The following is a 24462-nucleotide window of genomic DNA, read 5'->3' on the forward strand; positions in this document are numbered from 1 at the left end:
TTAATTACCCTTTCTAATATTACAATATAGGTCTAACATAGATTCAATAATTAAATTATTGTTATTAATTACAAAATAATTAGATGCATTAATCTTTTGACTTATATTAGCCTTAGAAAGACCTGGATTTTCCTTTACAATATTATTATAAGAGCCAAAGTGTTCATAGAGCTCTATAATTTCTAACTGCTTAATAGTTATTCCGCTTTTCAACACTTCATTATTTTCAATTAATGTGTTAATAACTTTATTAATTGATAAATTATAATTTTCTTCCTGTTCCGTAGTTATTGCAACCTCCTCAAGTAATGAGGACTTCTTTACCTTTACAGGTGGTTTTAAAAAAGACACATTCTTAGCACTAAAATAAATATTATTTTTTGTGCTATTTAGCTGCTTACTATAAAATCTATTTTTTTCTTTTGCTATATTTAATGCTTCTCTCCCTATAAGAAAACATTCTCCATCCATCAATCTAGTATCGCTATAAATACTAGTACTTATGGTTCCTATACCTATTCCAGCATAAATATTTATACCTTTACTTTTCAAAAACTTCTGAAACCTATCTACAACATAATAGCTTTTGCTTGGCTGTTTCAAAACAATTTGCCATTCATCCCCTAATGTAAATGTAATAGAAGTTGCAAGGATGTCTTTAAGTTCAATATTCAATTTTTTTATGTATTCTATTAATTCTTCTTGTATAGTTTCCCTATTTTTTATATTTCTTGAGGCAACTATATCCATATTTATCACACTAAATAACTTCATAATAACATCACCTTAAAATACTATAATATTTTAATTATACCATATAAATGTCAACACTATACAAAACTTAAAATTAATTCCTTATTTTTCAAGCAATCTAAAGGGACCTTATATAGATATTTCATTTTCTACGTAAAGTCCCGCTTAAGCTCCCTTTATAATCCTTATTTAAGAGCTCTATTTATCAAATAATCCTCCAGACTTTTTACTGCTTCTACTTGCTTTTCTAGTATGTCCAGTACTCTTTTCTGGCCTTTGTACTAAATTAGATTTTGAGCCTTTCATCTTCTTTTCTTCAATAATTTTTTTCATCATTTCAATATTTTTATCTGTCATAAAGTATTCTCCATTCTATATGTTTTTTTAGCCTCTGCTTATATAATTCTAAAGGAGTCCACCATTACGCATCTAACTTCCCTGGTAAAAGAAGAAGCATTGGTAAGTCCCTCTCCTGTAGGTCCTGCTATGGTAAATGTGGTATATCCCTCTCCTCCGAATCCAATTCCTGCATAGGATGGAGCGTTTTTAACGAATATTGTGGTATTTATTGTCCTTGCCATTTTAGTCAAATTATCCACATTTTTAGAATGTATCACCGCAGTATGCTTATTTCCTCCTTCTGCTTGTAATGCAATTTCTAAAGCTTCATCAAAATTTTTAGCTCTAACAACAGGAAGTATGGGCATCATAAGTTCCTCTGTTACAAAAGGATGATTCTTAGGTACTCTACATATCAAGCATTCAATGTGCTTTGTAACATTTACCCCTATGCTTTGAAGAATTACATTAGCATCTTTCCCAACATATTCTTTGTTTAAAGTAAATTTATTATTTGCTTTTTCAACAAGTACTACCTTTAATAACTTGTTAATTTCATCTTCATTTAGCTCATAAACTCCTTCAATTTTTTTCATTTCTTCCATAAAAAATTGAAAAACTTTCTCTACTACTATAGTTTCCTTTTCTGCAATACAGGGAAGATTATTGTCAAAGGAGCATCCTTTTATTATATCCCTTGCAGCTTTTTTTATATCCGCCGTCTCGTCTACTAACACCGGTGGATTTCCAGCTCCTGCTCCAATAGCCTTCTTACCTGAAGAAAGAGCTATTTTTACTATTTCCGGCCCTCCTGTGGCTACTAACATTCTAACTTTGGGGTGATTTATCATGTCCATTGTATCTTCAAGTGTTGGTTTACCTACGCTAGTTATAAGATTTTCTGGTCCCCCTGCTTCCCTTATGGCTTTATTTAATATCTTTATAGTAGTTAAACTACATTCTATGGCTTTAGGATGAGGAGAAAACACCACTGCGTTACCTGCAGCTATCATGCCAATAGAGTTACAAGCTACAGTTGCCGCTGGATTTGTTGAAGGAATTATAGAACCTATTATACCATAAGGTGACATCTCTACTAAAGTAAGACCTTTGTCTCCAGTGTAAGCCTTAGTGCTTAATACTTCTGTGCCTGGAGTTTTTTCAGCTACTAACTTCATTTTAAGATATTTATGATCTTTTCTTCCCATTTTAGTCTCTTTAACACATAGATCTGCAATTTCCATAGCATTATCTAAAATTGCCTTTCTCATGGAGCTAATTAATTTTTCCCTCTCACTTACAGTCATACAAGATAAATCTTTATAAGCCTGTTCTGCAGCCTTAATACATTCATCCATGGTATTAAATATGCCATCACTTATATTCCTTTTTAAGTTCTTTTCATTCATCTCCATTAAAACTCTTTGAACTATAAGAGAAAGTTTATCACTATTCAGTTCCATAGCTAACCACCTCCTGAAAAGCTTTCACCCCATATTCTGCTACAGCTATGTCTTCTTTTACAGTTCCACCACTTACTCCAATTGCCCCTATAATCCTTCCTTCTACACTAATAGGAATTCCTCCACCAAAAGTGATTATTTTATTTAAGCTATTTATTCCATAAAGTTCTCCCGTGGGCTGAGATAGGTCCTTTAATTTATCAGTGCTCATTTTTAAAGCTGCTGCCGTATATGCCTTATCCCTTGCAATATCTAAACTTACTAATAAAGATTCACTCATTCTAACCATAGAAATTGGGTTTCCCGACTGGTCACATACATATATGACCATAGGTATAGAAATTTCCTCAGCTTTTTTTATGCATTCTTTTATTATATAATCTGCTTTCTTCCAATCTAATTCTTTTAAATTTATGGCTATGTCTATCCTTTCTTTTGACTTTTTTATGATTTCTTTATAATCTATAATTCTTGCCATAGTATATAATAAATCTGATAATCTATTTATATATTTTAAAAGATATTCATTTACATCATAATATTCTTTTAGCTTAACTATGTATCTCTCTGCCTTTCTTACTGTGGTTCTAGCCACATCTAAAACTCCAGACTCTTCTGATCCACCAGGGATTACAAATCTCTTTATTTTAGGTAAATCTTTATATAAAGTATCTATAGTATTTTCAATATAACTTACATTGTCTTCATTTATATAAATTTTGTACTTATTTGTCCCTAGAGATGCAAGTTCCGCTCCAACATTGAAAAGCTCTTTTTGAATATTTAATAAGACTTCTTTTAATTTATGATCTTTCACTTTAGATCTAGCAAGTCCAAGGAAAGAATTGAGCTCATCTATGGTACCATAGGCCCACAACCTATCATCTTCCTTGCTTACTTTCTTCCCTCCAATAAGGGAAGTTTCACCTTGATCTCCCCCTTTTGTATAGATCTTCAATTCCACCATCCCCAATCAGTACATATTTCAATCCTTTCTTTCAATGTAGTCTACTATTCCTACTATAGCAGCGTCGGATATACTAACTTTATTTTCATCCATATGCCTTGCTGAACTTCCCTTCACTACTAACACTATTTCATCTATTCCTGCTCCTATTGTATCCGTTGCTACAAAGCATAATCCCCCAGGCTCTCCCTTACTATTTATTGGCTGTACAATTAAAAATTTATTTCCCGTAAGCCTTTCATCCTTTTGTGTGGAAACCACATTTCCTGTTACTTTTCCTAAAATCATAGCTTTTCTCCTTAATCCACATATCCATCAATATGTTTTCATAGTTTATTATCATATTATTACAATATTGATTTTTACTATACCCTTAATAAAAAAGAACTATTCCTTATATATCCTATGTAAAACTTCTATCACAGATTTTCTTATAAATTCTACTAGCTCCTTATTTCCCCCATCTTCAGTATCTCTAAAAGGCATTACTTTATAAAGTCTTCCTGCATTACACCCTATAGCCCTTGCCACGTTAATTTCATAATTCTTTATTTCTTTTAATATTAATGGATTTTTCTCTTTTAGCTTAATATAATGAACTGCTACTTTATTTTTATTTATAGCTACACCTATGCCCATATTAGATTCCTTGCAGGCTTCATAAGCCATTTTTATTAAATCTTCATCTTTAAGTCCACTATTTATTTTAGTAACATCCACGACTTCCCAGGGAATTCCTTCTTCTTCCATGCCAGCTAGCACTTCTACTAAAATTCTTTCCTCTGGATCATGGCTATGAACTTTTATACAGTGAAGATTTGCTCTTTCATCCTTCATTTTCTCTGCTCCTTAGTTTATTGTAGTAGGATATTACAAGTCCTGTAGCTACTGCATTTCTTGGCCCCTCTTTCCCTCTAATATTTCCTCTTCCACAAACTATGCCATAGTGTGATAATTCATCTGAAATCATCTCTGGTATTTCAAAATCCATAGCAGAACCTCCCAATAATACAACAAAGTCTATGTTTCTTATGTCATTATTATAGGATATCTCTTCTAACGCTCTCAAAACATTGGTTATAAATACTTTTTTCTTTGCTTCCCTTCTAATACTTCTTATCTTCTCTATAGTATGTTTTGTAGGTATTGGGACCATTTCATTTTCCTTTACTACTACAACGCGAGCAAACAACGATGGTGATAAAGGTTTTTGGAAGAAACATACGGTTCCATCTTCATATCTTAAATTAAATAAGCTTTCAACTTTAGCTAGTGGATATTTTTTTATGTCTTCTGCTAAACTAAAATCATCTATTCCTAATTCAGATTTTATTAGCATTGTAACCATTTCTCCTGCTCCTGCATGATGTACAGATTTTATGGAGTTTGCTTTCCCTATATATGCTGAATCAGTAGAACCTCCTCCCATATCTAAAATTACAAGAGGTTTGTCTGTACCTGGAGTGGTCAATCCTCCAAGTACAGCCATATTTGCTTCAACCCCTTCAATTAAAACTTCAACCTTAGTTTCCTCCCTAAGTTTTTGAGCAATATGCTCCATAGGAAGTTTGCTAGTCTTTACCATAGCAGCTAAAGCTACTGCATTTTCTAATGCAAATTCACCAGCGACTCCCCCTTGAACCTTTTGAGGGAGAAAGGTATCTACCGCAAGAATATCTCCAATCCCTATTTCATTTAATTGCTGTTTGGTTAACTCTCCCATAACCTGCCTTACTCTCTCCATCATTCCGCCTACATTGGTACCAGCTTCTCCAGTTATATCCTTTAAGGGCCATACTTCAGATAGAGCTTTCATTATCTTTTCTCCACCTTCTTCTATACCTACTTCTTTTATTCTTTTACCAGTGAAAATTAATTTTCCTGCAGGTATAGTTCTTTCTTTAACATCTCCCTCTGGTGTTCTTATAACCACCGCTGATCTGTTGCCAATTAAGGCTCTGGCTACAGGAATAACCTGTTTAGTCTCCTTTGGGTATAGATTAAAAATAGTAGCTAGTCCATAAGGATTTGATAGGGCCTTTATAGTTTCACCTAGGTTTGCAACTTCAACAGCTCCCATCATTCCCATAGGTATTTTATCTATAAAAGCTACTTCATCTACTATGGGTATTTTTTTTATGAGTCTATTACATATAATAACTCCGTCATCCCCTTGAGCTATGGCTCCATTAATTTTCGCCCCTCGCTCCATAGCTGAATTTAACTCCTTTGCAGCTCTTTCAAAGTGAATATGCTTTGGTATTATGCATATAACCTCTTGGGACCCTATATTTTCAAGTTCCTGTAAGTAGACTGTTTTTCCAATGCCTAATCCAATACCTCCTGGGGTGTCTGGATTATGTCCTATCATGGTAGACTCTGTGATTACTGTTTCAGTTATAGTTTCCATAGCAACATCACCAATTACAGGAGTGGCTTCATTTATGCATATTGCTTCTAAATCACTTATACTTATATTTATTTTGCTACAGGCATCTTTCAGCGCCAACATCATTCCTGTAATATTCTCAACAGTACCCTTTATTCCAGAAGTCTTGCCAATGCTACTAGTTAAAAAATTCAATCCATTTTCAATGTCAGCAATGGCAACTTCCGTAGTAGAATTCCCTATATCAATTCCTGCAACTAGCTTCAATGCAAATCACCTCTAACTACTCTTCTTTTAGTCTTCCCTTTTTATCATATACTTCTGCTGCATGTCTAACTAAAGCGCCATTTAATTTAGCATTATATTTGCTTTCTAATTCTATGGCTATATTTATAAGTTCTTCTTTAGTAGATCTATAGGGCCTTAATGAGTTATAAATTTCAAGCACCCTTTCATCTGGTACTGCTGTAAGCTCCGCTGCTCTCTTTAAATTTCTTGCAAATTGATATCTGCCAACACTTTCAGCAATTTGAGCTTGGTATAATAATACCTCTCCTGTTATCTTTATATCTTCAGGCGTTATATTTCCATTTATAACATTGTTAATATTTATTTCATCAATGGTTTTACCTGTCTTAGTGTTTAGAAGCTCTTTTCTATTTTTTATAAGAGGATAATCTTTTTTGCTTAACTGCTCTTTTAAGCAAACTTCTTTAACTTCTTTAGTTTCTTTAATCTCTTTAATTTCTTTACCCTGACTCACATCTAATTTTTTTATCACTTCATTGATAATCTGTTCTATTAAAGCATTATCCATATTTTCACCCCTATTCAAATACTACTTTAAGTTCTATAGGTTTCTTCCGTTGAACTACATAGCTTGTTTCTTTAATATGTAGCACTGCAGATATAGCCTGATAGCTTGGTCTTGCCATTTGATCATTTCTAACTGGAACAGGATCTGGTGATTCCCCTTTAGCATATTTTGCGGCATTTTTTCCTATTGCTCTATAGGTTTCCCTATCTATCAAAGGTGCTTGAGGGAATAATTCTAAATTATTTAATGGCTGTAAATTCTTTTGATGAATAACCGTTGTTCCCTTTGATTGAATTCCAATTCCTATACCCGAGCCACTTAATTTTGCGGCATCATGAGCCATAAATCCAACATCAGATGTTCTAATCACTTTAATAATTCTTGGAGTTATTCCCTCTTCTTCAATCCCTGCCATAACTTCCTTTAATATATCTTCATGAGGTATACCTATTATGCTTTGAGTCAATCTTTCTCCAAAGGCTGGTCCTACAGCAATTACAACCTCATCTCCTCTTTTCCCTATGCTTGCTTCTCCATTTTCTATTATTTTAAACTTACCATTATCATTTAGGATCAGCTTATCCGCTTCTTTATTAATTTTTTTTCTCTCTTCCATTTGTCTTAATACTTCTTTGGTTATGATTTCTATTAAATCTTCGTTGGAATATACATTATTCATAATCTCACTCCCCTCTTATATAGACGCTGGATCAAGAGCTTGTGTAATATTTTTAATCTCTTCCCATCTTTCTCCATCTAATCTATAACCAGTTCCTGGTCCCATGTAATCATTCATGTCATTAACTGCTGTTATTACATTAAAATCTTTATCAAATATAGATGATGTGTGTAGATAGTCTCCTGCAACTCTTTGCTTTAGCATATTCAACACATTGGAGGCTATATCTTCAAAACCTGATTTATAAAGAGCTTTAACTATATCAAGCCCCGTAAGTCCCCTATCCAATAATTCTTGAGCTGCCTTCAAATCTTCTACTACATTTCTATTTGGCATATCTTTACTTCCATGGGCATAGGTTGCAGCTTCTACTTCCTCATCAGTAATCGGTGGAAGAGCTAATTCCTTAAATACCGCTTGAAGTGCCTTTGCTGCTTTATTTCTTATTTTGGTAACTTCTTCTTCCGTTACAGGTTTTAGTCCACCATCAACTTTTAAATCCCTTTGTATAACTAAGTAATCGTCATAATCCTCTGCATCAAAGTTTGACCCTGCAAACATGTTGTCATAGTTTGGTACTGCACTATATCCAGAGAATATAAAATCTGTTCCCGGTAAGAACTGCATCATAGTTCTCGCTGTTTTTCTTATAGGTGAGTGGGTAAAGGTTTGATCATTTCCAGAGGCTACTTCTAAGTCCAACATAGTTGTAATAAGATTTTCTGCCAAAACTGCCCTTATTCCACCTGCAACTGCACCTGGCACACCAATACAACTTATAGAACCATTTTGTAACCCTTGTGCCCCTGCTCCTTTTGTAATCATGATACACCTTGCCTCAAGATATAACATAGATTTTCCCTCTGCATAACCCATTTGAACCTCAGAACCCGTACCTGAAGTAAATCTCATCTTTAATCCTCTTGAAGCATAGGCAGAAGCTAAAAATGCCTTTGACCATGGTGTGTCGTCTCCATCAACAAATACATTCTCTGTACCGTATACGGATATGGTTTCTGCATAGGAAGTGTATCCAAGCATACCAAGTCTTAGCTCAGTAGCTTCTTCAAGAGCACATTGAGTTAAAATTCCTCCTCTTCCTGTTTGAGCGCCTATTAATAGAGCTAGAGCATTGAAAGGAGCATATCTAACTATACCAACGGTAGTTTCCATCTCATCAAAGCCCCTAATTGCTGCTTCCGCTCCATCTGCCGCGATTTGAACTGGATTATCTTTAACATTAGTTACATGACATTGATTTGATGGTGTTCTTCTTGCTCTCATCTTTTGAACAGCCATCATCATTTCCACTACATTTAGGCTATCAACAACTTCTACTATTTTAGCTGGAGTTAAAGCTGTAGTAATCTTTACTAACCTTTCTCTAGATACATTTATATCTACTAACATTCTAGCTATTTCCATGGAAGGGATATTCATAGCCCTTTCAGTATTTTCTATGTTTATTGCATAATCAGCAATAAATACATCTATGAAATCAAAATCCTCTCTTCTTTTACCGTCCATTTCAACTATTAAACCATTTTCTATTTTTACACTTGGTTTGGGATCTTTAGGACTTCCTACAGCGATAAGGCCTACCTCCGCCCAATCCTTAACAAACCCATCTTTATTAACTTCTTTATCTTTTAAAATTTCAAATCTTTTAGATTTTTTCATTCCTCTCACCGTCCCTATAATTAAATGTATGGAGTAGTTGATGATTCAGGTTTTTGTCCCATAGCTTTAAGTATGCTTAATCCTTTATCTCTTGCAGACATTACAGATTGTCTAACTGCTCCTGAATCCCCTGTTATAGCAAGTATAACTTCATTTGAATGAGCTGTCCCCGCATTAGGACTTGAATAAGCAATAGCTTCAACGTTTGCAGTTTTTAGTGCAGTATCTGCCATAACTACACCAATAGCCGCTGGGGCACCAACTATGAGTCCAAATGCCTTTCCTATAGGCGCTCCAAAAGCCTTATTTACTGCATAACTTGCCCTAGCCGTATATTGAAGCTCTAAGTGTCCTACATCACATCCATAAACATCACCAAAGGTTCTGTCCAATTCCCTTAAAGCTACCTCTACAGCTCTTCTCGCATCTGAAACATCTTCTGCTGCCAAAATTATTAATGACCCATGTCCTGCTCCACCTTTAGTATCTCTTGCAAGCTCAACTGCTACAACTTCGGTGTTAGTTGCCTTAACAGCTTCATCTGCCGCCATTATATGAGGGCCAGCTCCTGTTCTTGAACCCAAAATACCGATGGATCTATATTTCTTATCTAATCCTATTTTTTCATGAAGAGCGGTATCTACATTAGCTATTACTAGTCCTACTGTATCACCAATGGCACATCCTATATATTCTGTAATACCTGATGAGCCTATTAGATTTTCCACTTTTTCTTCCTCCTTTTTTATTTCTACATTAAGAATCTCTTTATCTTTCATTTCTATTTGTCTTTTTACTTCCTCTAAAACCTTTTGAACAATATCCTTATTCATACTTTATATACCCTTTTACTCTTGATTAGATTTAGGTAGAATTTTTTCAACATCTGTATGAGGCCTTGGTATTACATGTACAGCTATTAATTCCCCAACTCTTTGCGCTGAAGTAGCTCCTGCATCTGTAGCAGCTTTAACTGCCCCTACATCTCCTCTAACCATTACAGTTATTAAACCTGCTCCAACTTTTTCATACCCAATTAAACTAACATTTGCAGCCTTAACCATAGCATCTGCCGCTTCAATTGCTGACACCAATCCTTTAGTTTCAATCATTCCTAAGGCTTCTTGTCCCATATAGACACCTCCAAATTTATTTTCTACTTAAACTATATACTAATTTATTTTATTTAATCCTAATTATATTGATATGTTTTTATAGTATATTGACATATTTAGTTTGTAATTTATTTACTTTTATTTGTATTTTATTTACATTAAAATAATTTATTGGAATTAACTTGAAGGATTTCTTCTTTAAAATATAGAATAAATAGCTATTGTAGGAGGGATATAATGCCAATATTCAACAATTATAAATTCAATGAAATTATTGACATAGATTTTTTACAAAATATACAAGATAAGTTTGCTAATATAGTTGGATTATCTACTATTACCGTAGATGAAAGTGGTAACCCCGTAGCTAACTCAAGTAAATTTTCTAGATTTTGCACTCTAGTTAGAAGTAGTGATGAAGGAAAAAGAAGGTGCATCTTATGCGATGCTAAGGGCGGCTTTGATGCCATGCGTCAAGGTAAACCAATAATTTATTTTTGCCACGCAGGATTAACTGATTTAGCCGCACCTATTATTGTAGATAATAATTATATAGGATGCATGTTATGCGGTCAGGTCATTGTTGAAGAATTTCATAATAAAAAAAATATGGATTTAGATAAATTATCCAAAGAGCTAAATCTCCCAAAAACCAAACTAGACCATGCACTTAAAGAAGTTAATGTGTGGAAACATAAAGATATTATGGAAGCTTCCGAATTTCTATTTTTATTCTCTAACTTCATTGCCAAAATTGGAATATCTAATATCATTAGCAATAAGCTTTTAAAAGAAACTCAAGAAAAAGCAAAATTAGAAAAACTACTTAAAAACACAAAGATAAAAGCTCTTCAGTCCCAGATTAACCCTCATTTTTTATTTAATACTTTGAATACAGTTGGTAGAATGGCACTTATTGAAAATGCTCCTAAAACAGAATCTCTTATTTATGCCCTTTCCGATTTACTCAGATATAGCATAAAAAACTCTCAGCATTTAGTTACTATTGATACTGAAATTAAAAATATAGAAAAATACCTATATATACAGCATCAGCGGTTTGGAGATAGGATTTCATATGAAATTAATATTGATGAAAAAATATGTAATTGTAAAATACCTGTTATGACTTTACAACCTTTAGTTGAAAATTCCATAATACATGGTTTAGAATCTAAAAAAGAAGGAGGAAAAGTTATAATTAATGGAGAAATTTTTTATGATAAATATATTTTATTAGAAATAATAGATAACGGCTTAGGAATGGATGAAACTAAACTTAAAATGATAAATTTCTACGATAACGAAAGAAGTTCCCTTGAGCTAGGCATTCAAAATGTGAAAGATAGATTACTATATTATTTTACTCATGAATGTAGTTTTTTTGTGGAAAGCAGGCTAGGCTCCGGTACTAAAGTTACAATAAAAATACCTCATTATTTTTCTGGAGAAATGTTATGTATAAATTATTAATTGCTGAAGATGAAATTTTAGAACGTAAGGCTCTCAATTTCATCGTAAGAAATAATTTGTCTAATGTAAAAATTATAGGAGAGGCGAAGGATGGAGAAGAAGCTCTTAGCATTGCTAAAAGTGTTAAGCCTCACATTATTATAATGGATATTAAAATGCCTGTGATGAATGGTCTTCAATGCCAACAAATCATATATAATCTGCTACCAGATACCAAGACTATAATATTAACAGCTTATGATGATTTTAAATTTGCACAATTTGGTATAAAAGTAAATGTTTTTGACTATTTACTAAAACCCGCTAGGCCTCAAGAACTGATCCAATCCATAAACAATGCAATTTCTGAAATAAACAGGGATAAAATAGTTTCTAAAGATGTTTTAAGAGATATAGACTGTGCTATTATAGAGAAGGCTATCCAATTTATTAATGATAATTATAGTAAGGAAATAACTTTAGAAGATATATCTTCCTATGTTCATTTAAATCCTCAATACTTTAGTAGGTTTTTCAAATCTAAGGTAAACATTAATTTTGTTGATTATTTATCCAAGGTAAGAATAGAAAAGTCTAAAACCCAACTAATTGATTCTGATAAAAATATTGGTTATATAGCATTGAATGTAGGATTTGCAGATTCCGCATACTTTAGTAAAGTTTTTAAAAAAATCACTGGAGTTTCTCCTTATAAATTTAGAAAAGATAATAAATTGTAATATATGTATATATTTAAAAAGTAAAGAAAAGAGGTTTATCATGAAAATATTTTATTGTTATTTATTAGTTATTAATCTATATGGGTTTATAATAATGTACATAGATAAAAAGAAATCTATAAAGGGTAAATGGAGAATATCTGAAAAGAATTTATTTTTAACTGCTCTAGCTTTTGGCAGTATAGGTATTTTTCTAGGTATGCAATTATTTCGCCATAAGACGAAACATAAAAGTTTCACCCTTGGAATTCCTTGTATATTTATATTTCAGATGGTAACCATGATATATCTAAATAATATATTACTTTAAATTTAAAATACAATTAGCCACAGTGTGGCTAATTGTATTTTTTAAATTTCCATTTTATTTACTCTAACGCCTTCTATATCCATCAAATCTTTTTCTAATATTTTTATATCTTCATCTTTTCCACAGAGTTGCAATAATATTATTCCTTTATGAGAACAGGTATCGCTTGAAGTCTCATGTAGCCCTAGTCTAGTTTTAATGATACAACCATGTCTTGTAAGTATGTCTTGAACTTTTACTGCATGAAGATTCCTTGGCTCAATAGAAATTCCCATTATTATTGTTTTATCCGCATTATCCATTTTATTCATATAATCACTCCCTGCAATAATTATAACTAACCATATTATGCTTTTATAGTTAATTATATATTCACTTTATAATTTTAATGTGCTAAAATTTATTTTAAGAATTATATGTTTTAAAATGAGGAGGGTTTAATTATGAAAGCTATTGTAACAGTTATTGGGAAAGATATCGTTGGTATTATTGCAGGCGTAAGTAATGAACTAAGCAAAAAAAATGTAAACATATTGGATATTAGTCAAACAATCATTCAAGAATACTTTACTATGATTATGCTTATTGACATTGAAAAATCCAACATAAGCTTTAAAGAGCTAAAAGATTCTTTAAAGACTAAAGGAGAAGAACTAGGAGTATCTATTAGAATTCAACACGAAGATGTATTTAATTCTATGCACAGAATATAAAGGGGGACTTTTCATGCTAAATTCATATGATATACTTGAAACTATTAGAATGATAGAAAAAGAAAAATTAGATATAAGAACTATTACCATGGGAATTTCTCTGCTTGACTGCATAGACTCAAGCGGTGAAAAATCCAGAAAAAAAATATATGATAAAATATGTAAAAACGCTGAACATTTAGTAAAAGTCGGTGAAGAGATTGAGGAAGAATACGGCATTCCAATTATTCATAAAAGAATTTCCGTAACCCCTATCTCAATAATAGCAGGAGCATCTGATGATATCGATTATGTAGAATATGCAAAAATTTTAGATAAAGCTGCCTCTACAGTTGGAGTTAATTTTATAGGAGGATTTTCAGCTTTAGTACAAAAGGGATATAGTAAGGGCGATAAAATACTCATAGACTCTATACCTGAAGCACTATCTTCTACAAATTTAGTATGCTCCTCCGTGAACATAGGTTGTACAAAATCAGGGATTAACATGGATGCTGTTCGTCAAATGGGTGGAATAATAAAAAGAACCGCTGAACTTACAAAGGAGGATTTTGGTATTGGCAGTGCAAAACTAGTAGTTTTTGCTAATGCTGTAGAGGATAATCCTTTTATGGCAGGAGCATTCCATGGAGTTGGAGAAGGCGATTGCGTAATCAATGTAGGCGTTAGTGGTCCTGGAGTTGTTAAATCTGCTCTTGAAAATATACAAGGTGAACCTTTTGATATTGTAGCAGAAACCATAAAGAAAACTTCCTTTAAGATAACTAGAATGGGAGAATTAGTTGCTCGTGAAGCCTCAAGACGACTTGGAGTGCCTTTTGGAATTATAGATTTATCTTTGGCTCCTACACCCTCCGTTGGAGATAGTGTAGCTCATATTTTAGAGGAGATGGGTATTGAAAGTTGTGGAGCTCCTGGTACTACAGCCGCCCTCGCATTATTAAATGATGCTGTTAAAAAAGGTGGAGTTATGGCTTGTAGCCATGTAGGAGGACTAAGTGGTGCTTTCATACCTGTAAGTGAAGATATTGGAATGATAAATGCCGTTAATAACAAATCTCTCTCCCTAGAAAAACTAGAAGCTATGACTTGTGTATGTTCCGTTGGTTTAGATATGATTGCTATACCTGGTGACACTCCTGAGGAAACTATTTCTGCAATAATCGCAGATGAAGCTGCTATCGGAGTAATTAACAATAAAACTACAGCAGTTAGAATTATACCTGTTCCTGGTAAAACCATTGGAGACGAAGTAGAATTTGGAGGATTGCTTGGAAGAGCACCTATAATGGAAGTTAGTAAATTCTCTAGTAAGTTATTTATTGATAGAGGTGGAAGAATACCTGCCCCTATACATAGCTTTAAGAACTAATACTTTAAGACTATTGGTAGATTTTCCATTGCCAATAGTCCTTTTTATTTCTTAAAAACTGTTGCCAAGCTTATATTTATGCATTATAATGGGTTCTGTTGCATAAATATTAATAAGTTTTAAGAGGAGAAATGTGCGAAATGGAAAAAAATTTAAATTATTCATTAAAGAATTTGCTCCAATTTTTAGTACCATCTATTATTGGCGTTTTTCTTTTTATGACTCCAATATCATATAATGGGGAAGTAACTATTCCCATCGCTATATTTTCAAAATTAGTTCAAAATGGGTTGGAGTCAATTTTACCTGGACTTATGACTATTATAATTATTATTACTTCTTTAGGAACAATTTGGACTAAAGTATTAAAGCCAAAAGCTGTAATTGAAAATAAATTTTTTAATACATTGTTCAACGTGAGTAATTTCTGGTTTTTTGCTAGAATATTAGGTGCTATATTCGTTACATGCACTTACTTTAAGATAGGTCCTGAATGGATTTGGTCAGAAAATACTGGTGGATTGTTGCTATTTAGCTTACTACCTATTTTATTTTCTGTGTTCCTATTTGCTGGAATGCTTTTACCTTTACTATTAGATTATGGTTTATTGGAGTTTTTCGGCGTTTTGTTAACCAAAGTAATGCGTCCTGTATTTACCTTACCTGGCCGTGCTTCTATAGATTGTATAGCCTCTTGGTTAGGAGATGGAACTATTGGGGTATTGCTTACAAGTAAACAATATGAAGATGGTTATTACACAAAGAGAGAAGCTGCTGTTATTGGAACAACTTTCTCTGCTGTTTCTATAACTTTTAGCTTAGTAGTAATATCTCAAATTGGACTTGGTCATATGTTTGTTCCTTTTTATTTGACTGTTACTTTTGCTGGTATTGTGGTTGCCATAATAGCACCGCGTATACCCCCACTTTCAAGAAAGTCAGATACTTATATAAATAATAGTGCAAAAGATGATAGAGAAACTATACCTGAAAATTTTACTACCCTTCAATGGGGATTAAATAAGGCAATAGATAAGGCAAGCAACGGCCTAGGATTAGGTGAGTTTTTTATAGCAGGTTCTAAAAACATCCTTGATATGCTTTTAGGAGTAACTCCTATAGTTATGGCAATGGGTACAACTGCATTAATCTTTGCAGAGTATACACCCATTTTCCAATGGCTAGGAACTCCTTTTATACCATTATTAAAACTACTTAGGGTGCCAGAAGCAACACAAGCTTCTCAAACTTTAGTAGTGGGATTTGCAGATATGTTTCTACCATCAGTTATTGGAGCTACAATTAAAAGTGAGATGACTCGCTTTATAATCGCCTGTGTATCCGTTACCCAATTAATTTATATGTCCGAAGTTGGAGGATTGCTTTTAGGTTCAAAAATACCTGTGTCTATAAAAGATTTAATTATAATATTCTTACAAAGAACTTTAATAACTCTCCCTATTATTTCCCTTATAGCTCATATAATATTTTAATAGAAAAGAGACTTGTATTTGCAAGTCTCTTTTATTAAACCCTAATTTTTTTTAGGAGCTAAAATCATAATCATATTATTGCCTTCTAATCTTGCTGCCTTTTCAACGGTTCCTAAATCACCTATTTTCTCAACAAATATTTTGAAGACCTCATTCCCTACGCTAGTATAATTGTTTTGTCTTCCTCTGAATCTAATAGAAACCTTGACTTTATTATCCGCAGCTAAAAACTTCTTTGCATTATTAGCCTTTACATCAATATCGTGCTCTTCTATGGTAGCACTCAATTTTACTTCTTTAATCTTAGTAACCTTTTGATTCTTTTTACTTTCCTTTTGCTTTTTAGATTGTTCGTAAAGAAACTTATTATAATCCATTATCCTACATACAGGTGGATTAGCATTGGGAGAAATCATCACCAAATCTAAATCTTTTTCCATTGCTAAATCTAAAGCTTCTTTAGTACTAATAATGCGGCTTTCTTCGTCACCAACTAATCTAATTTCCTTTTCTTTTATGCCCTCGTTTAAATTAAAATTATTAATAATACAGCACCTCCAAAATTAATTAAATTTATATATTAAGCATACATTTTATTTTGTATACTTTATTATTTAACATACTTTAATATACATATAAATATATTATCCGTTAATATCAAAGCTGTCAATAAGGACCAATAGCTGTTATTCTATCCTACTCTTATAACTATACCATATTAAATTAAAAATTACTTAATTATTTAAAATAAAATAGGTTCTATTTTATTTTAAATAATTGAATTTAATGTATAATATATTAATATAACAATTAAAGGAGGATACTACTTTATGAACATTCAAATTTTTGGTATGAAAAAATGTTTTGATACACAAAAGACGGAAAGATACTTTAAAGAAAGAAAAATTAAATACCAATTTATTGATTTAAATAAAAAAGGTTTAAGCAAAAAAGAATTGGAAAGCGTTAAGTCTGCTGTAGGTTTAATAAATTTACTTAATAAAAATTCTAAAGAATACGAAAAACTAAATTTACAGCACATAAGAAACGATAGTGTTAAAGAAGAGATACTTTTAAATAATCCTAAACTCTATAAAACCCCTATAGTTCGCAATGGTAGACAAGCTACCGTAGGCTATGAACCTGATATGTGGAAGTCTTGGGAATAAGCATTGTAACCTAAAGAAGGAGTGTAATATATTAAAATAATTATACCCTTTCTTTATTTATAGCTTTTTCTTGTTTCTGTTTAATTTAAATTTTTTCTTCTCCTCATACATTTTCATATCTGCACAGTTTAAAAAACCATTTACACTGTTGAAGTTGTGCTTATAAAAAGTTTCTATACCATGGCTTATACTTAATACATAGCCATTCTCTTCATTAAACTTGATTATGCTCTCCTTAATTCTTAACCATATTTTTTCTGCTTCTTCATATTTAGTATTTATGAAAATCAATAAAAATTCGTCTCCTCCTAATCTTATAAATGCATCTTTTTCACGTATTTCGTTTTTTATTATTGTAACCGCATCCTTAATATAGTTATCTCCTTCTGCATGTCCAAATGTATCATTTATATGCTTAAGATCATTTAAATCTAAGAAGCATATACTTAAAGGGATTTCCTTATGTTTTGCAGTTCTAAAATTATTTTTTAAAATCTGTATTCCTGCACTTCTGTTATATATTCCTGTCAACTCATCTATTGCAGCCTTACTTGCCAACTTTTTCTCTTTAGATATTCTCTTTATTATATCTCTATCTATTTTTTCTGCCATCATATTAAAAGTATCTGTTAATTCCCCAAATTCATTATCTAGATTAAGAGTTATTCTTGCGTTATAATTTCCTGAAGCAATTTTTATAGCACCATCTCGCAGAGTATATAAAGGATTTAAAAATGTTTTCGCCGTAAGCTTAGAATAAAAATATATACTCAATAAAGATATAATAATATAAAATAAAATTACAATGCCAATTATATATATTGTATCTATATCGGAAATACCGTTAACTAATGTATTATAACTATTCATAGGCAAAACTTTTACTAAAAAGAAAGATTTATTATTGTTATACTCAACTATGTATTTATAGTTATTATAATCTACTCCATTGTTTTTTGATATTAGATTAAAAAACTCATCTTTATTATAATTTTTTCTATCCTCTTTAACATTGCCTTTCCTATATATTACATTTAAATCATCATCTAATACTTCTATAAATCCATCTAGCTTCTCAATACGAGAAGCATCTATTTTTTTATAATCATCCTTCATTATTTCAAGGGTTTTATTCAAATCATTGGTCAATCTATTGCTGTCCTGGCTAGTAAAAAATAGAATTATACCTAAAGAAGCAACAAACGTAATTGTAGTTAGACAATACAATACCAGATAATTTTTAAGAAGTAGTTTGGAAATTTTTCCTCTTCTTTTCATTAATGTACCTCTTTTAAATTTAACTTAATTTTCTTTTAAATTAAAATGCCTTATGTAAAGTATTTATCGTAATTTGTCTAACTAACTTAATACTACAAATTATACCAATACTTATAACTATTTTATATTTATCCATATTAATGATATAATATCATGGCGCATTATTTTTATATTATTACATAGATTGATTATATAATCATAAATTTATACAGGGGGGTTCTAAAAATTGAGAAAAAACATTAAAAGACTAGCTTTGTTTATGGTAATACTAATAACCTCTTTATCACTAATTGCCTGTTCTCCAAAACCTAATGATACCATGGATTCTTTTTTACAGAACTTTAAAAAACAAGATTTTAAGACTGCTATGACATTTGTTAAGGGAAATGATTCTTCTGAAGCTTTAGAGTTTGAAAATGAAGAAGAAAAGAAGATAGTCGAGGGAGTGTTATCAAAACTAGAATATGAAATATTATCAACTGAAGTTAAGGGAGATACCGCTACGGCTAAAGTTAAAATTACCTCATGTAATTTGCCGAAAATATTATCAACTACTCTTGCTGAACTAATGCCTACTTTGTTTGCATCAGCCTTTTCACAAGAAAATGTTGATGATGCAAAAGTAGAAGCAATGATGATGGAAAATTTACTTAATGCTATAAATGATCCTAAAGCTCCTACAACTGTGGCAGAAATAAATGTTGAATTAGTGAAAGAGAATAACAATTGGCTAATAGTTCCTTCTGAAGATTTATTAAATGCGCTGACAGGAAATCTTAGTAAGATGTCCGAACTATTAGATTTTTAAATGTTTTTATAGGTTATTATTGATAATAAATTATTTTCACAAATTATTAACTAAATTAAAGATATAGTAATGTTCCTTGTAACATACTATATCTTTAAAAATTCCCTTCTTTCCTTCCAATCAGGCATTAATTCTTCTAAAAGATTATAAAAGTTTTTACTATGGTCAAAATGGATAAAATGTACTAACTCATGTAGAACTACGTAATCAATAACTTCTTTTGAATATTTCATAAGTTCTGTGTTAAGCGTAATAGAATTTTTATTTTTATTACAACTTCCCCACCTAGTTTTCATCTTTCTAATCTTGAAATTGGGAGCTTTAATGTTATACTCTTCTAATAGCGGTAGCATTCGTTTAATTGATTGGTGAAATTCTAGTTTTGCCCTTTCTCTAATCCATTTATCTATCTCATTCTCCCCTATATTTATATCCTCCAATTTATAAATTTCCCCTAATATTTTTATCTTTCCTTCTTCTACCTTTCTTTTCTTCTCTACTTCTCTAAATTTCTCAATACTTTTAATTATCCATTCTTCTTTGCTAGCGACAAATTTATTTATATATTCTAGTGGAACTTTGGGATTCGCTGAGACTAATACAGAACCATCTCTTTTTACTCTTAAATTTATATTTTTTACTTTTTTTCTATGTAAAGTGTATTCAATCATTAGTATATCTCCTGTATTCAATATTAATAAAAGTTATACCTATATTTTACAACATAAATTTTATATTTGTTTAATATTTTTATTAATTATTATTTCATTAATATTTAAACTTTTTCTCTTTTTCATACATTAATAATATTATATGCATTGAAATAAATATAAAATATTATATAATATAATGTAATAGCAGTATTTTTTAGTAATTTTATATAAAAATTTATATACATAATGAAATATATAATAATATTTATTGGAGTTGATTAAAATGGGTACAATGAACAAAGATTTAGAAAGATTTATACCTGCAGCCAATCTTATTGCTAGAACCTTTGGTAAAAATTGCGAAGTTGTTATACATGACTTATCAGCCCCTCAAAGTTCAGTTGTTTATACTGTAAATAATAGCGTAACAGGGCGTCAAATAGGTCAAGGTTTTGATCACTTAGTAAAAAAAGTTCTACTATCAAAAAAATTTAAAGATGATTGCGCAGTAAATTATATGACTATAACTAAGGATGGTAAAAAAGTAAAATCTTCTACAGCATTGATAAGAGATATGAAAGGAAAAGTTATCGGTGCTCTTTGCGTTAACTATGACTTAGATGTATTTATAAACTTTAATGAAGTTATTTCAGATTTTTTGTATGTGGAAGAAGAAGTTATAACTGAAGAAGTAGAGCCTTTCCCAAATGTAGCTCAAATAGTAGAAGACCTCATTGATAAAATTATAGAGACAGATAGCATTGATGATATGAAACGTAAAGATAAAATAGAACTTATAAAATTCATGGATAAAAAGGGAATATTTTTAATGAAGGGAGCTATAGATAGGGTTGCAGAAAAGTTAGGTATTTCTAGAGTAACTGTATATAGTTATCTAGATATTATAAAAAAAGAGGAGGAATAACAATGAAATTTATTAGCACGAAAAACGCCTTAAAGCCAGGTGGTCATTATTCTCAAGCCATTGCCCATGATAATTTATTGTTTATTTCAGGTCAACTATCTATAGACCCTAATACTGGTGAAAAAAAATTTGGTTCCATTGAAGAAGAAACTCTACAAACTTTAGAAAATATGGAATTGATACTAAAGGAGGCCGGCACTTGCAAAGAAAAGGTGTTAAAAGTCACCCTTTATATTCCCGATATTCAGTTATGGGATAGAGTTAACAAAGTATATAAAGAATTCTTTGGTGACCATAAACCTGCCCGTAGTGTTGTACCTACAAAAGATCTTCATTATGGTTTTAAAATAGAAATCGAAGCCATTGCGGCTATTAATTAATTAATTATTTATTTATTATGGGGGATGATGTTATGTCAATAAATTATACTTGCAGTAAATGCAAAAGAACGTATACTCTTGAAAGCTTAGTTTTTAAATGTGATTGTGGCGGAATGTTAGATTTAGAAGAATTCCCCATAGATTTTTCCAAAGAAAGTATAAATAAAGAAGAGTGGAGTTTATTTAGGTACATAAAAGCTCTGCCATTTTCCGGGGAATTTACTCTTTGGAAAGATATATCCATGGGAGAAGGCATGACACCCATGGTTCCTATGGATAAAGACAATCCAAACCTTCTAGTTAAACTTGATTACTTAATGCCTACCATGTCCTTTAAAGATAGAGGGGCTGCTGTTTTAATAACAAAGGCTAAAGAGCTTGGTGTGAAAAAAGTAATACAAGATAGTAGTGGAAATGCTGGTACATCAATAGCTGCCTACGCCAATCGTGCAGGGATTGACTGCGATATTTATGTTCCTTATGGCACCTCTCCAAAAAAGATAAAACAAATAGCTTCTCATGGTGCCAAAGTTCATGTAGTCCCTGGTAGTAGAGAAGATACTGCAAAAGCTGCTTTATCTGCTGTTGAAAGAGGAGATGGTTTTTATGCTAGCCACGTGTACAACCCTTTCTTTTATCAAGGCACTAAAACCTATGCCTATGAAATATATGAACAGCTAGAAGGAGAGGTTCCAGAGGCATTAATACTTCCTGTTGGAAACGGCACTTTAGTTTTGGGAGCATACTATGGCTTTAAGGATTTATTAAAACTTGGACTTATAGAAAAGCTTCCAAAGATAATTGCAGTTCAATCTCAAAACTGTGCACCAATATATAGTGCTTTTATAGATGGCAAGAATTATACCACAGAAGTAAAAAGTACCGAAACATTAGCAGAAGGTATTGCCATAGCTGATCCTAAAAGAGGGCCTCAAATTCTTGAAGCAATAAGAGATACTGATGGAGAAATAATTTTAGCTCCTGAAGATGATATATTAAAAGTAAAGGATGATTTAGCTCTAAAAGGTTTTTACATTGAGCCTACTACCGCTTCTACCTTTGCAGGTTATTTTAAATATGTAAAGGATACGGGATTTAATCCTAGAGGAAAAGTTATTATTCCGCTTTGTGGCTCTGGCCTTAAATCAGAACACTAATTATAAAAAATAGCCTCTCCTATTTTTATAGGCGAAGCTATTTTTTATTTTGTGAGGTTATCTTATATTGGATATATTTACCTTGATAACCTATATTACGAAGATTTTTTAGAATCGTATCAACAATGAAAGAAGATAAATTCTAATTATCTAATCCTAAATATTCATCATAAGTCATTCTCTTGTCTATTATCTTTCCTTCTGGGGTGATTTCAATTATTCTATTTGCAATGGTTTGAACAAATTGATGGTCATGGGAAGTAAATAATATTGTACCATCAAAATTTATAAGACCGTTATTTACTGCAGTTATTGATTCTAGATCAAGGTGATTTGTAGGCTCATCTAAAATAAGCACATTAGCACCACTTAACATCATTCTAGATAACATACATCTAACTTTTTCTCCACCGGATAACACTTTGGCGCTCTTTAGGGCTTCCTCTCCTGAGAAAAGCATTCTTCCTAAGAATCCTCTTATGAAAGTTTCACTTTTTTCTTCTGAGAATTGACGAAGCCAATCAACTAAATTTAAGTCTACACCTTCAAAATATTCATTATTATCTTTAGGGAAATATGATTGAGTTGTGGTTATTCCCCATTTGTACTCTCCACTGTCCCCTTCAATTTCTCCAGTAATAATTTGAAATAATGCAGTTTTAGCTATTTCATTAGTTCCAACGAAGGCTATTTTATCACCTTTATTCACCATGAAGCTTACATTATCCAGTACCTTTACTCCATCTATAGTTTTGCTTAATCCATCTACATTTAAAAGATCGTTTCCTGCCTCTCTTTCTGATTTGAAGCCAACAAAAGGATATCTTCTTGATGAAGGTCTTATATCTTCTAAATCTATTTTATCAAGCATTTTCTTACGTGAAGTGGCCTGCTTTGATTTAGATGCATTAGCACTAAATCTTGCAATAAACTCTTGAAGTTGTTTAACTTTTTCTTCCTTTTTCTTGTTTTGATCCTTTGCCATTTGAAGGGCTAGTTGACTTGATTCATACCAAAAATCATAGTTACCAACATAAAGCTGAATCTTTCCAAAATCTAAATCAGCAATGTGGGTACAAACTTTATTTAAAAAGTGTCTATCATGGGATACCACTATTACTGTATTCTCAAAGTCCATAAGAAAATTTTCAAGCCATTGTATTGATTTTAAATCTAGATGGTTTGTAGGTTCGTCTAATAGTAAGGTATCAGGCTTGCCAAACAATGCTTGAGCTAAAAGCACCCTTACCTTTTGACTTCCATCTAATTCTTTCATAAGTTTATCGTGGCTTTCAACTTCTATTCCAAGTCCCATAAGGAGAGTTGCAGCTTCAGCCTCAGCTTCCCATCCATCTAGTTCTGCAAACTCACCTTCTAATTCTGCAGCTCTTATTCCGTCTTCATCAGTAAAGTTTTCCTTTGCATAAATAGCATCTTTTTCCTTCATTATAGAATAAAGCTTTTCATGCCCCATTATTACAGTTTCTAAAACTCCATGCTCATCGAATTCAAAATGATCTTGCTTTAAAACTGCAAATCTTTCACCTGAACCCATTGAAATTTCACCCTTATTTGCTTCAACTTCACCGGATAATATCTTTAAAAATGTAGATTTTCCAGCTCCATTGGCTCCAATTAAACCATAACAATTTCCATTTGTAAATTTAACATTTACATCCTCAAATAATACACGTCCGCCATATCTTAGGCTTACATCACTTACTGCTATCATTCTTTATATACTCCTCCATAATTTTATATATTAATTTCTATAATTATCGACACATACTGCGATATTATACCATAATCC

28 protein-coding genes are annotated in these 24462 nt (G+C 31.7%); 11 read left to right on the forward strand and 17 right to left on the reverse strand.

Annotation, left to right across the window (positions count from 1 at the left end):
• The 12 genes from RYO54_RS05010 to eutM form a co-directional block, all read right to left on the reverse strand.
• Entirely contained in the window at window positions 1–774 is a 774-nt protein-coding gene (locus tag RYO54_RS05010; protein ID WP_315116349.1) for a SatD family protein, read from the reverse strand.
• Window positions 775–951: 177 nt separating this feature from the next.
• Window positions 952–1110 (reverse strand): hypothetical protein, encoded by a 159-nt coding sequence (locus tag RYO54_RS05015; protein ID WP_315116350.1) that lies wholly within the window; start codon window positions 1108–1110, stop codon window positions 952–954.
• A 38-nt stretch (window positions 1111–1148) separates the two neighbouring features.
• Complete coding sequence (locus RYO54_RS05020; RefSeq protein WP_315116351.1) at window positions 1149–2555, reverse strand: aldehyde dehydrogenase EutE; 1407 nt, start codon at window positions 2553–2555, stop codon at window positions 1149–1151.
• The gene (locus RYO54_RS05025; RefSeq protein ID WP_315116353.1) at window positions 2542–3513 is read right to left on the reverse strand and encodes a cob(I)yrinic acid a,c-diamide adenosyltransferase; all 972 of its coding nucleotides are present in this window, start codon (window positions 3511–3513) and stop codon (window positions 2542–2544) included. The genes RYO54_RS05020 and RYO54_RS05025 overlap by 14 nt, the downstream gene beginning before the upstream one ends.
• A gap of 27 nt (window positions 3514–3540) precedes the next feature.
• Window positions 3541–3810: a EutN/CcmL family microcompartment protein gene (locus tag RYO54_RS05030; protein WP_315116355.1), complete on the reverse strand. Its 270-nt coding sequence runs from the start codon at window positions 3808–3810 to the stop codon at window positions 3541–3543.
• A gap of 99 nt (window positions 3811–3909) precedes the next feature.
• Window positions 3910–4359, reverse strand: a complete 450-nt coding sequence (locus RYO54_RS05035) for a glycerol dehydratase reactivase beta/small subunit family protein (protein ID WP_315116356.1) — start codon at window positions 4357–4359, stop codon at window positions 3910–3912.
• On the reverse strand, window positions 4349–6178 hold the full coding sequence (locus tag RYO54_RS05040; protein ID WP_315116358.1) for a diol dehydratase reactivase subunit alpha: 1830 nt from the start codon (window positions 6176–6178) through the stop codon (window positions 4349–4351). The genes RYO54_RS05035 and RYO54_RS05040 overlap by 11 nt, the downstream gene beginning before the upstream one ends.
• A gap of 16 nt (window positions 6179–6194) precedes the next feature.
• Window positions 6195–6728 (reverse strand): diol dehydratase small subunit, encoded by a 534-nt coding sequence (locus RYO54_RS05045; RefSeq protein ID WP_315116360.1) that lies wholly within the window; start codon window positions 6726–6728, stop codon window positions 6195–6197.
• Between the two features lie 10 nt (window positions 6729–6738).
• The gene (locus tag RYO54_RS05050) at window positions 6739–7407 is read right to left on the reverse strand and encodes a propanediol/glycerol family dehydratase medium subunit (RefSeq protein ID WP_315116361.1); all 669 of its coding nucleotides are present in this window, start codon (window positions 7405–7407) and stop codon (window positions 6739–6741) included.
• A 15-nt stretch (window positions 7408–7422) separates the two neighbouring features.
• Window positions 7423–9087 (reverse strand): propanediol/glycerol family dehydratase large subunit, encoded by a 1665-nt coding sequence (locus tag RYO54_RS05055; RefSeq protein ID WP_315116362.1) that lies wholly within the window; start codon window positions 9085–9087, stop codon window positions 7423–7425.
• A gap of 20 nt (window positions 9088–9107) precedes the next feature.
• Window positions 9108–9920: a propanediol utilization microcompartment protein PduB gene (gene pduB, locus RYO54_RS05060; RefSeq protein ID WP_315116363.1), complete on the reverse strand. Its 813-nt coding sequence runs from the start codon at window positions 9918–9920 to the stop codon at window positions 9108–9110.
• Between the two features lie 15 nt (window positions 9921–9935).
• The gene (gene eutM, locus RYO54_RS05065) at window positions 9936–10220 is read right to left on the reverse strand and encodes an ethanolamine utilization microcompartment protein EutM (protein WP_315116364.1); all 285 of its coding nucleotides are present in this window, start codon (window positions 10218–10220) and stop codon (window positions 9936–9938) included.
• A 219-nt stretch (window positions 10221–10439) separates the two neighbouring features.
• On the opposite strand from eutM, the gene RYO54_RS05070 reads away from it, so the two are divergent.
• Genes RYO54_RS05070 through RYO54_RS05080 form a run of 3 tightly spaced genes read left to right on the forward strand, consistent with a single transcriptional unit; the run spans window position 10440 to window position 12704 of the window.
• Complete coding sequence (locus RYO54_RS05070) at window positions 10440–11675, forward strand: PocR ligand-binding domain-containing protein (protein WP_315116366.1); 1236 nt, start codon at window positions 10440–10442, stop codon at window positions 11673–11675.
• Complete coding sequence (locus RYO54_RS05075; protein ID WP_315116367.1) at window positions 11660–12394, forward strand: response regulator; 735 nt, start codon at window positions 11660–11662, stop codon at window positions 12392–12394. The genes RYO54_RS05070 and RYO54_RS05075 overlap by 16 nt, the downstream gene beginning before the upstream one ends.
• A 40-nt stretch (window positions 12395–12434) precedes the next feature.
• On the forward strand, window positions 12435–12704 hold the full coding sequence (locus RYO54_RS05080; RefSeq protein WP_315116368.1) for a DUF1294 domain-containing protein: 270 nt from the start codon (window positions 12435–12437) through the stop codon (window positions 12702–12704).
• Window positions 12705–12745: 41 nt separating this feature from the next.
• Here the strand turns inward: RYO54_RS05080 and RYO54_RS05085 are convergent, their stop codons facing one another.
• Window positions 12746–13015, reverse strand: coding sequence for a hypothetical protein (locus RYO54_RS05085; RefSeq protein WP_315116370.1), 270 nt, complete (start codon window positions 13013–13015; stop codon window positions 12746–12748).
• A gap of 132 nt (window positions 13016–13147) precedes the next feature.
• Here RYO54_RS05085 and RYO54_RS05090 point away from each other — a divergent pair, with 132 nt between their 5' ends.
• The 3 genes from RYO54_RS05090 to RYO54_RS05100 all read left to right on the forward strand — a co-directional run bounded on the left by RYO54_RS05090 (window position 13148) and on the right by RYO54_RS05100 (window position 16282).
• Window positions 13148–13417, forward strand: coding sequence for an ACT domain-containing protein (locus tag RYO54_RS05090; RefSeq protein ID WP_216439201.1), 270 nt, complete (start codon window positions 13148–13150; stop codon window positions 13415–13417).
• Between the two features lie 13 nt (window positions 13418–13430).
• The gene (locus RYO54_RS05095; protein WP_315116374.1) at window positions 13431–14789 is read left to right on the forward strand and encodes a PFL family protein; all 1359 of its coding nucleotides are present in this window, start codon (window positions 13431–13433) and stop codon (window positions 14787–14789) included.
• A 131-nt stretch (window positions 14790–14920) separates the two neighbouring features.
• Window positions 14921–16282: a YjiH family protein gene (locus tag RYO54_RS05100; RefSeq protein ID WP_315116376.1), complete on the forward strand. Its 1362-nt coding sequence runs from the start codon at window positions 14921–14923 to the stop codon at window positions 16280–16282.
• A 41-nt stretch (window positions 16283–16323) separates the two neighbouring features.
• Here the strand turns inward: RYO54_RS05100 and infC are convergent, their stop codons facing one another.
• On the reverse strand, window positions 16324–16830 hold the full coding sequence (infC, locus tag RYO54_RS05105; protein WP_315116527.1) for a translation initiation factor IF-3: 507 nt from the start codon (window positions 16828–16830) through the stop codon (window positions 16324–16326).
• Between the two features lie 282 nt (window positions 16831–17112).
• Here infC and RYO54_RS05110 point away from each other — a divergent pair, with 282 nt between their 5' ends.
• Window positions 17113–17451, forward strand: coding sequence for an arsenate reductase family protein (locus tag RYO54_RS05110; protein WP_315116378.1), 339 nt, complete (start codon window positions 17113–17115; stop codon window positions 17449–17451).
• A gap of 57 nt (window positions 17452–17508) precedes the next feature.
• Here RYO54_RS05110 and RYO54_RS05115 read toward each other — a convergent pair whose 3' ends face one another.
• Window positions 17509–18729: a diguanylate cyclase gene (locus tag RYO54_RS05115; protein WP_315116379.1), complete on the reverse strand. Its 1221-nt coding sequence runs from the start codon at window positions 18727–18729 to the stop codon at window positions 17509–17511.
• A 226-nt stretch (window positions 18730–18955) separates the two neighbouring features.
• On the opposite strand from RYO54_RS05115, the gene RYO54_RS05120 reads away from it, so the two are divergent.
• The gene (locus tag RYO54_RS05120) at window positions 18956–19537 is read left to right on the forward strand and encodes a DUF4878 domain-containing protein (RefSeq protein WP_315116381.1); all 582 of its coding nucleotides are present in this window, start codon (window positions 18956–18958) and stop codon (window positions 19535–19537) included.
• Window positions 19538–19623: 86 nt separating this feature from the next.
• Here the strand turns inward: RYO54_RS05120 and RYO54_RS05125 are convergent, their stop codons facing one another.
• Entirely contained in the window at window positions 19624–20208 is a 585-nt protein-coding gene (locus tag RYO54_RS05125) for a SprT family zinc-dependent metalloprotease (protein ID WP_315116382.1), read from the reverse strand.
• A gap of 265 nt (window positions 20209–20473) precedes the next feature.
• Here RYO54_RS05125 and RYO54_RS05130 point away from each other — a divergent pair, with 265 nt between their 5' ends.
• Genes RYO54_RS05130 through RYO54_RS05140 form a run of 3 tightly spaced genes read left to right on the forward strand, consistent with a single transcriptional unit; the run spans window position 20474 to window position 22652 of the window.
• Window positions 20474–21115 carry a PAS domain-containing protein gene (locus RYO54_RS05130; RefSeq protein WP_315116383.1) on the forward strand — a complete coding sequence of 214 codons (642 nt, stop codon included), beginning with the start codon at window positions 20474–20476 and terminating at the stop codon, window positions 21113–21115.
• Window positions 21116–21117: 2 nt separating this feature from the next.
• Window positions 21118–21495 (forward strand): RidA family protein, encoded by a 378-nt coding sequence (locus RYO54_RS05135; RefSeq protein ID WP_315116384.1) that lies wholly within the window; start codon window positions 21118–21120, stop codon window positions 21493–21495.
• 32 nt (window positions 21496–21527) lie between these two features.
• On the forward strand, window positions 21528–22652 hold the full coding sequence (locus tag RYO54_RS05140) for a threonine synthase (protein WP_315116385.1): 1125 nt from the start codon (window positions 21528–21530) through the stop codon (window positions 22650–22652).
• A 142-nt stretch (window positions 22653–22794) separates the two neighbouring features.
• On the opposite strand, the gene RYO54_RS05145 is transcribed toward RYO54_RS05140, so the two are convergent.
• Window positions 22795–24384 carry an ATP-binding cassette domain-containing protein gene (locus tag RYO54_RS05145; protein ID WP_315116386.1) on the reverse strand — a complete coding sequence of 530 codons (1590 nt, stop codon included), beginning with the start codon at window positions 24382–24384 and terminating at the stop codon, window positions 22795–22797.
• Between the last annotated feature and the right edge of the window lie 78 nt (window positions 24385–24462).

The organism is uncultured Clostridium sp. (assembly GCF_963515715.1).
Classification (GTDB): Bacteria; Bacillota; Clostridia; order Clostridiales; family Clostridiaceae; genus Clostridium_AW.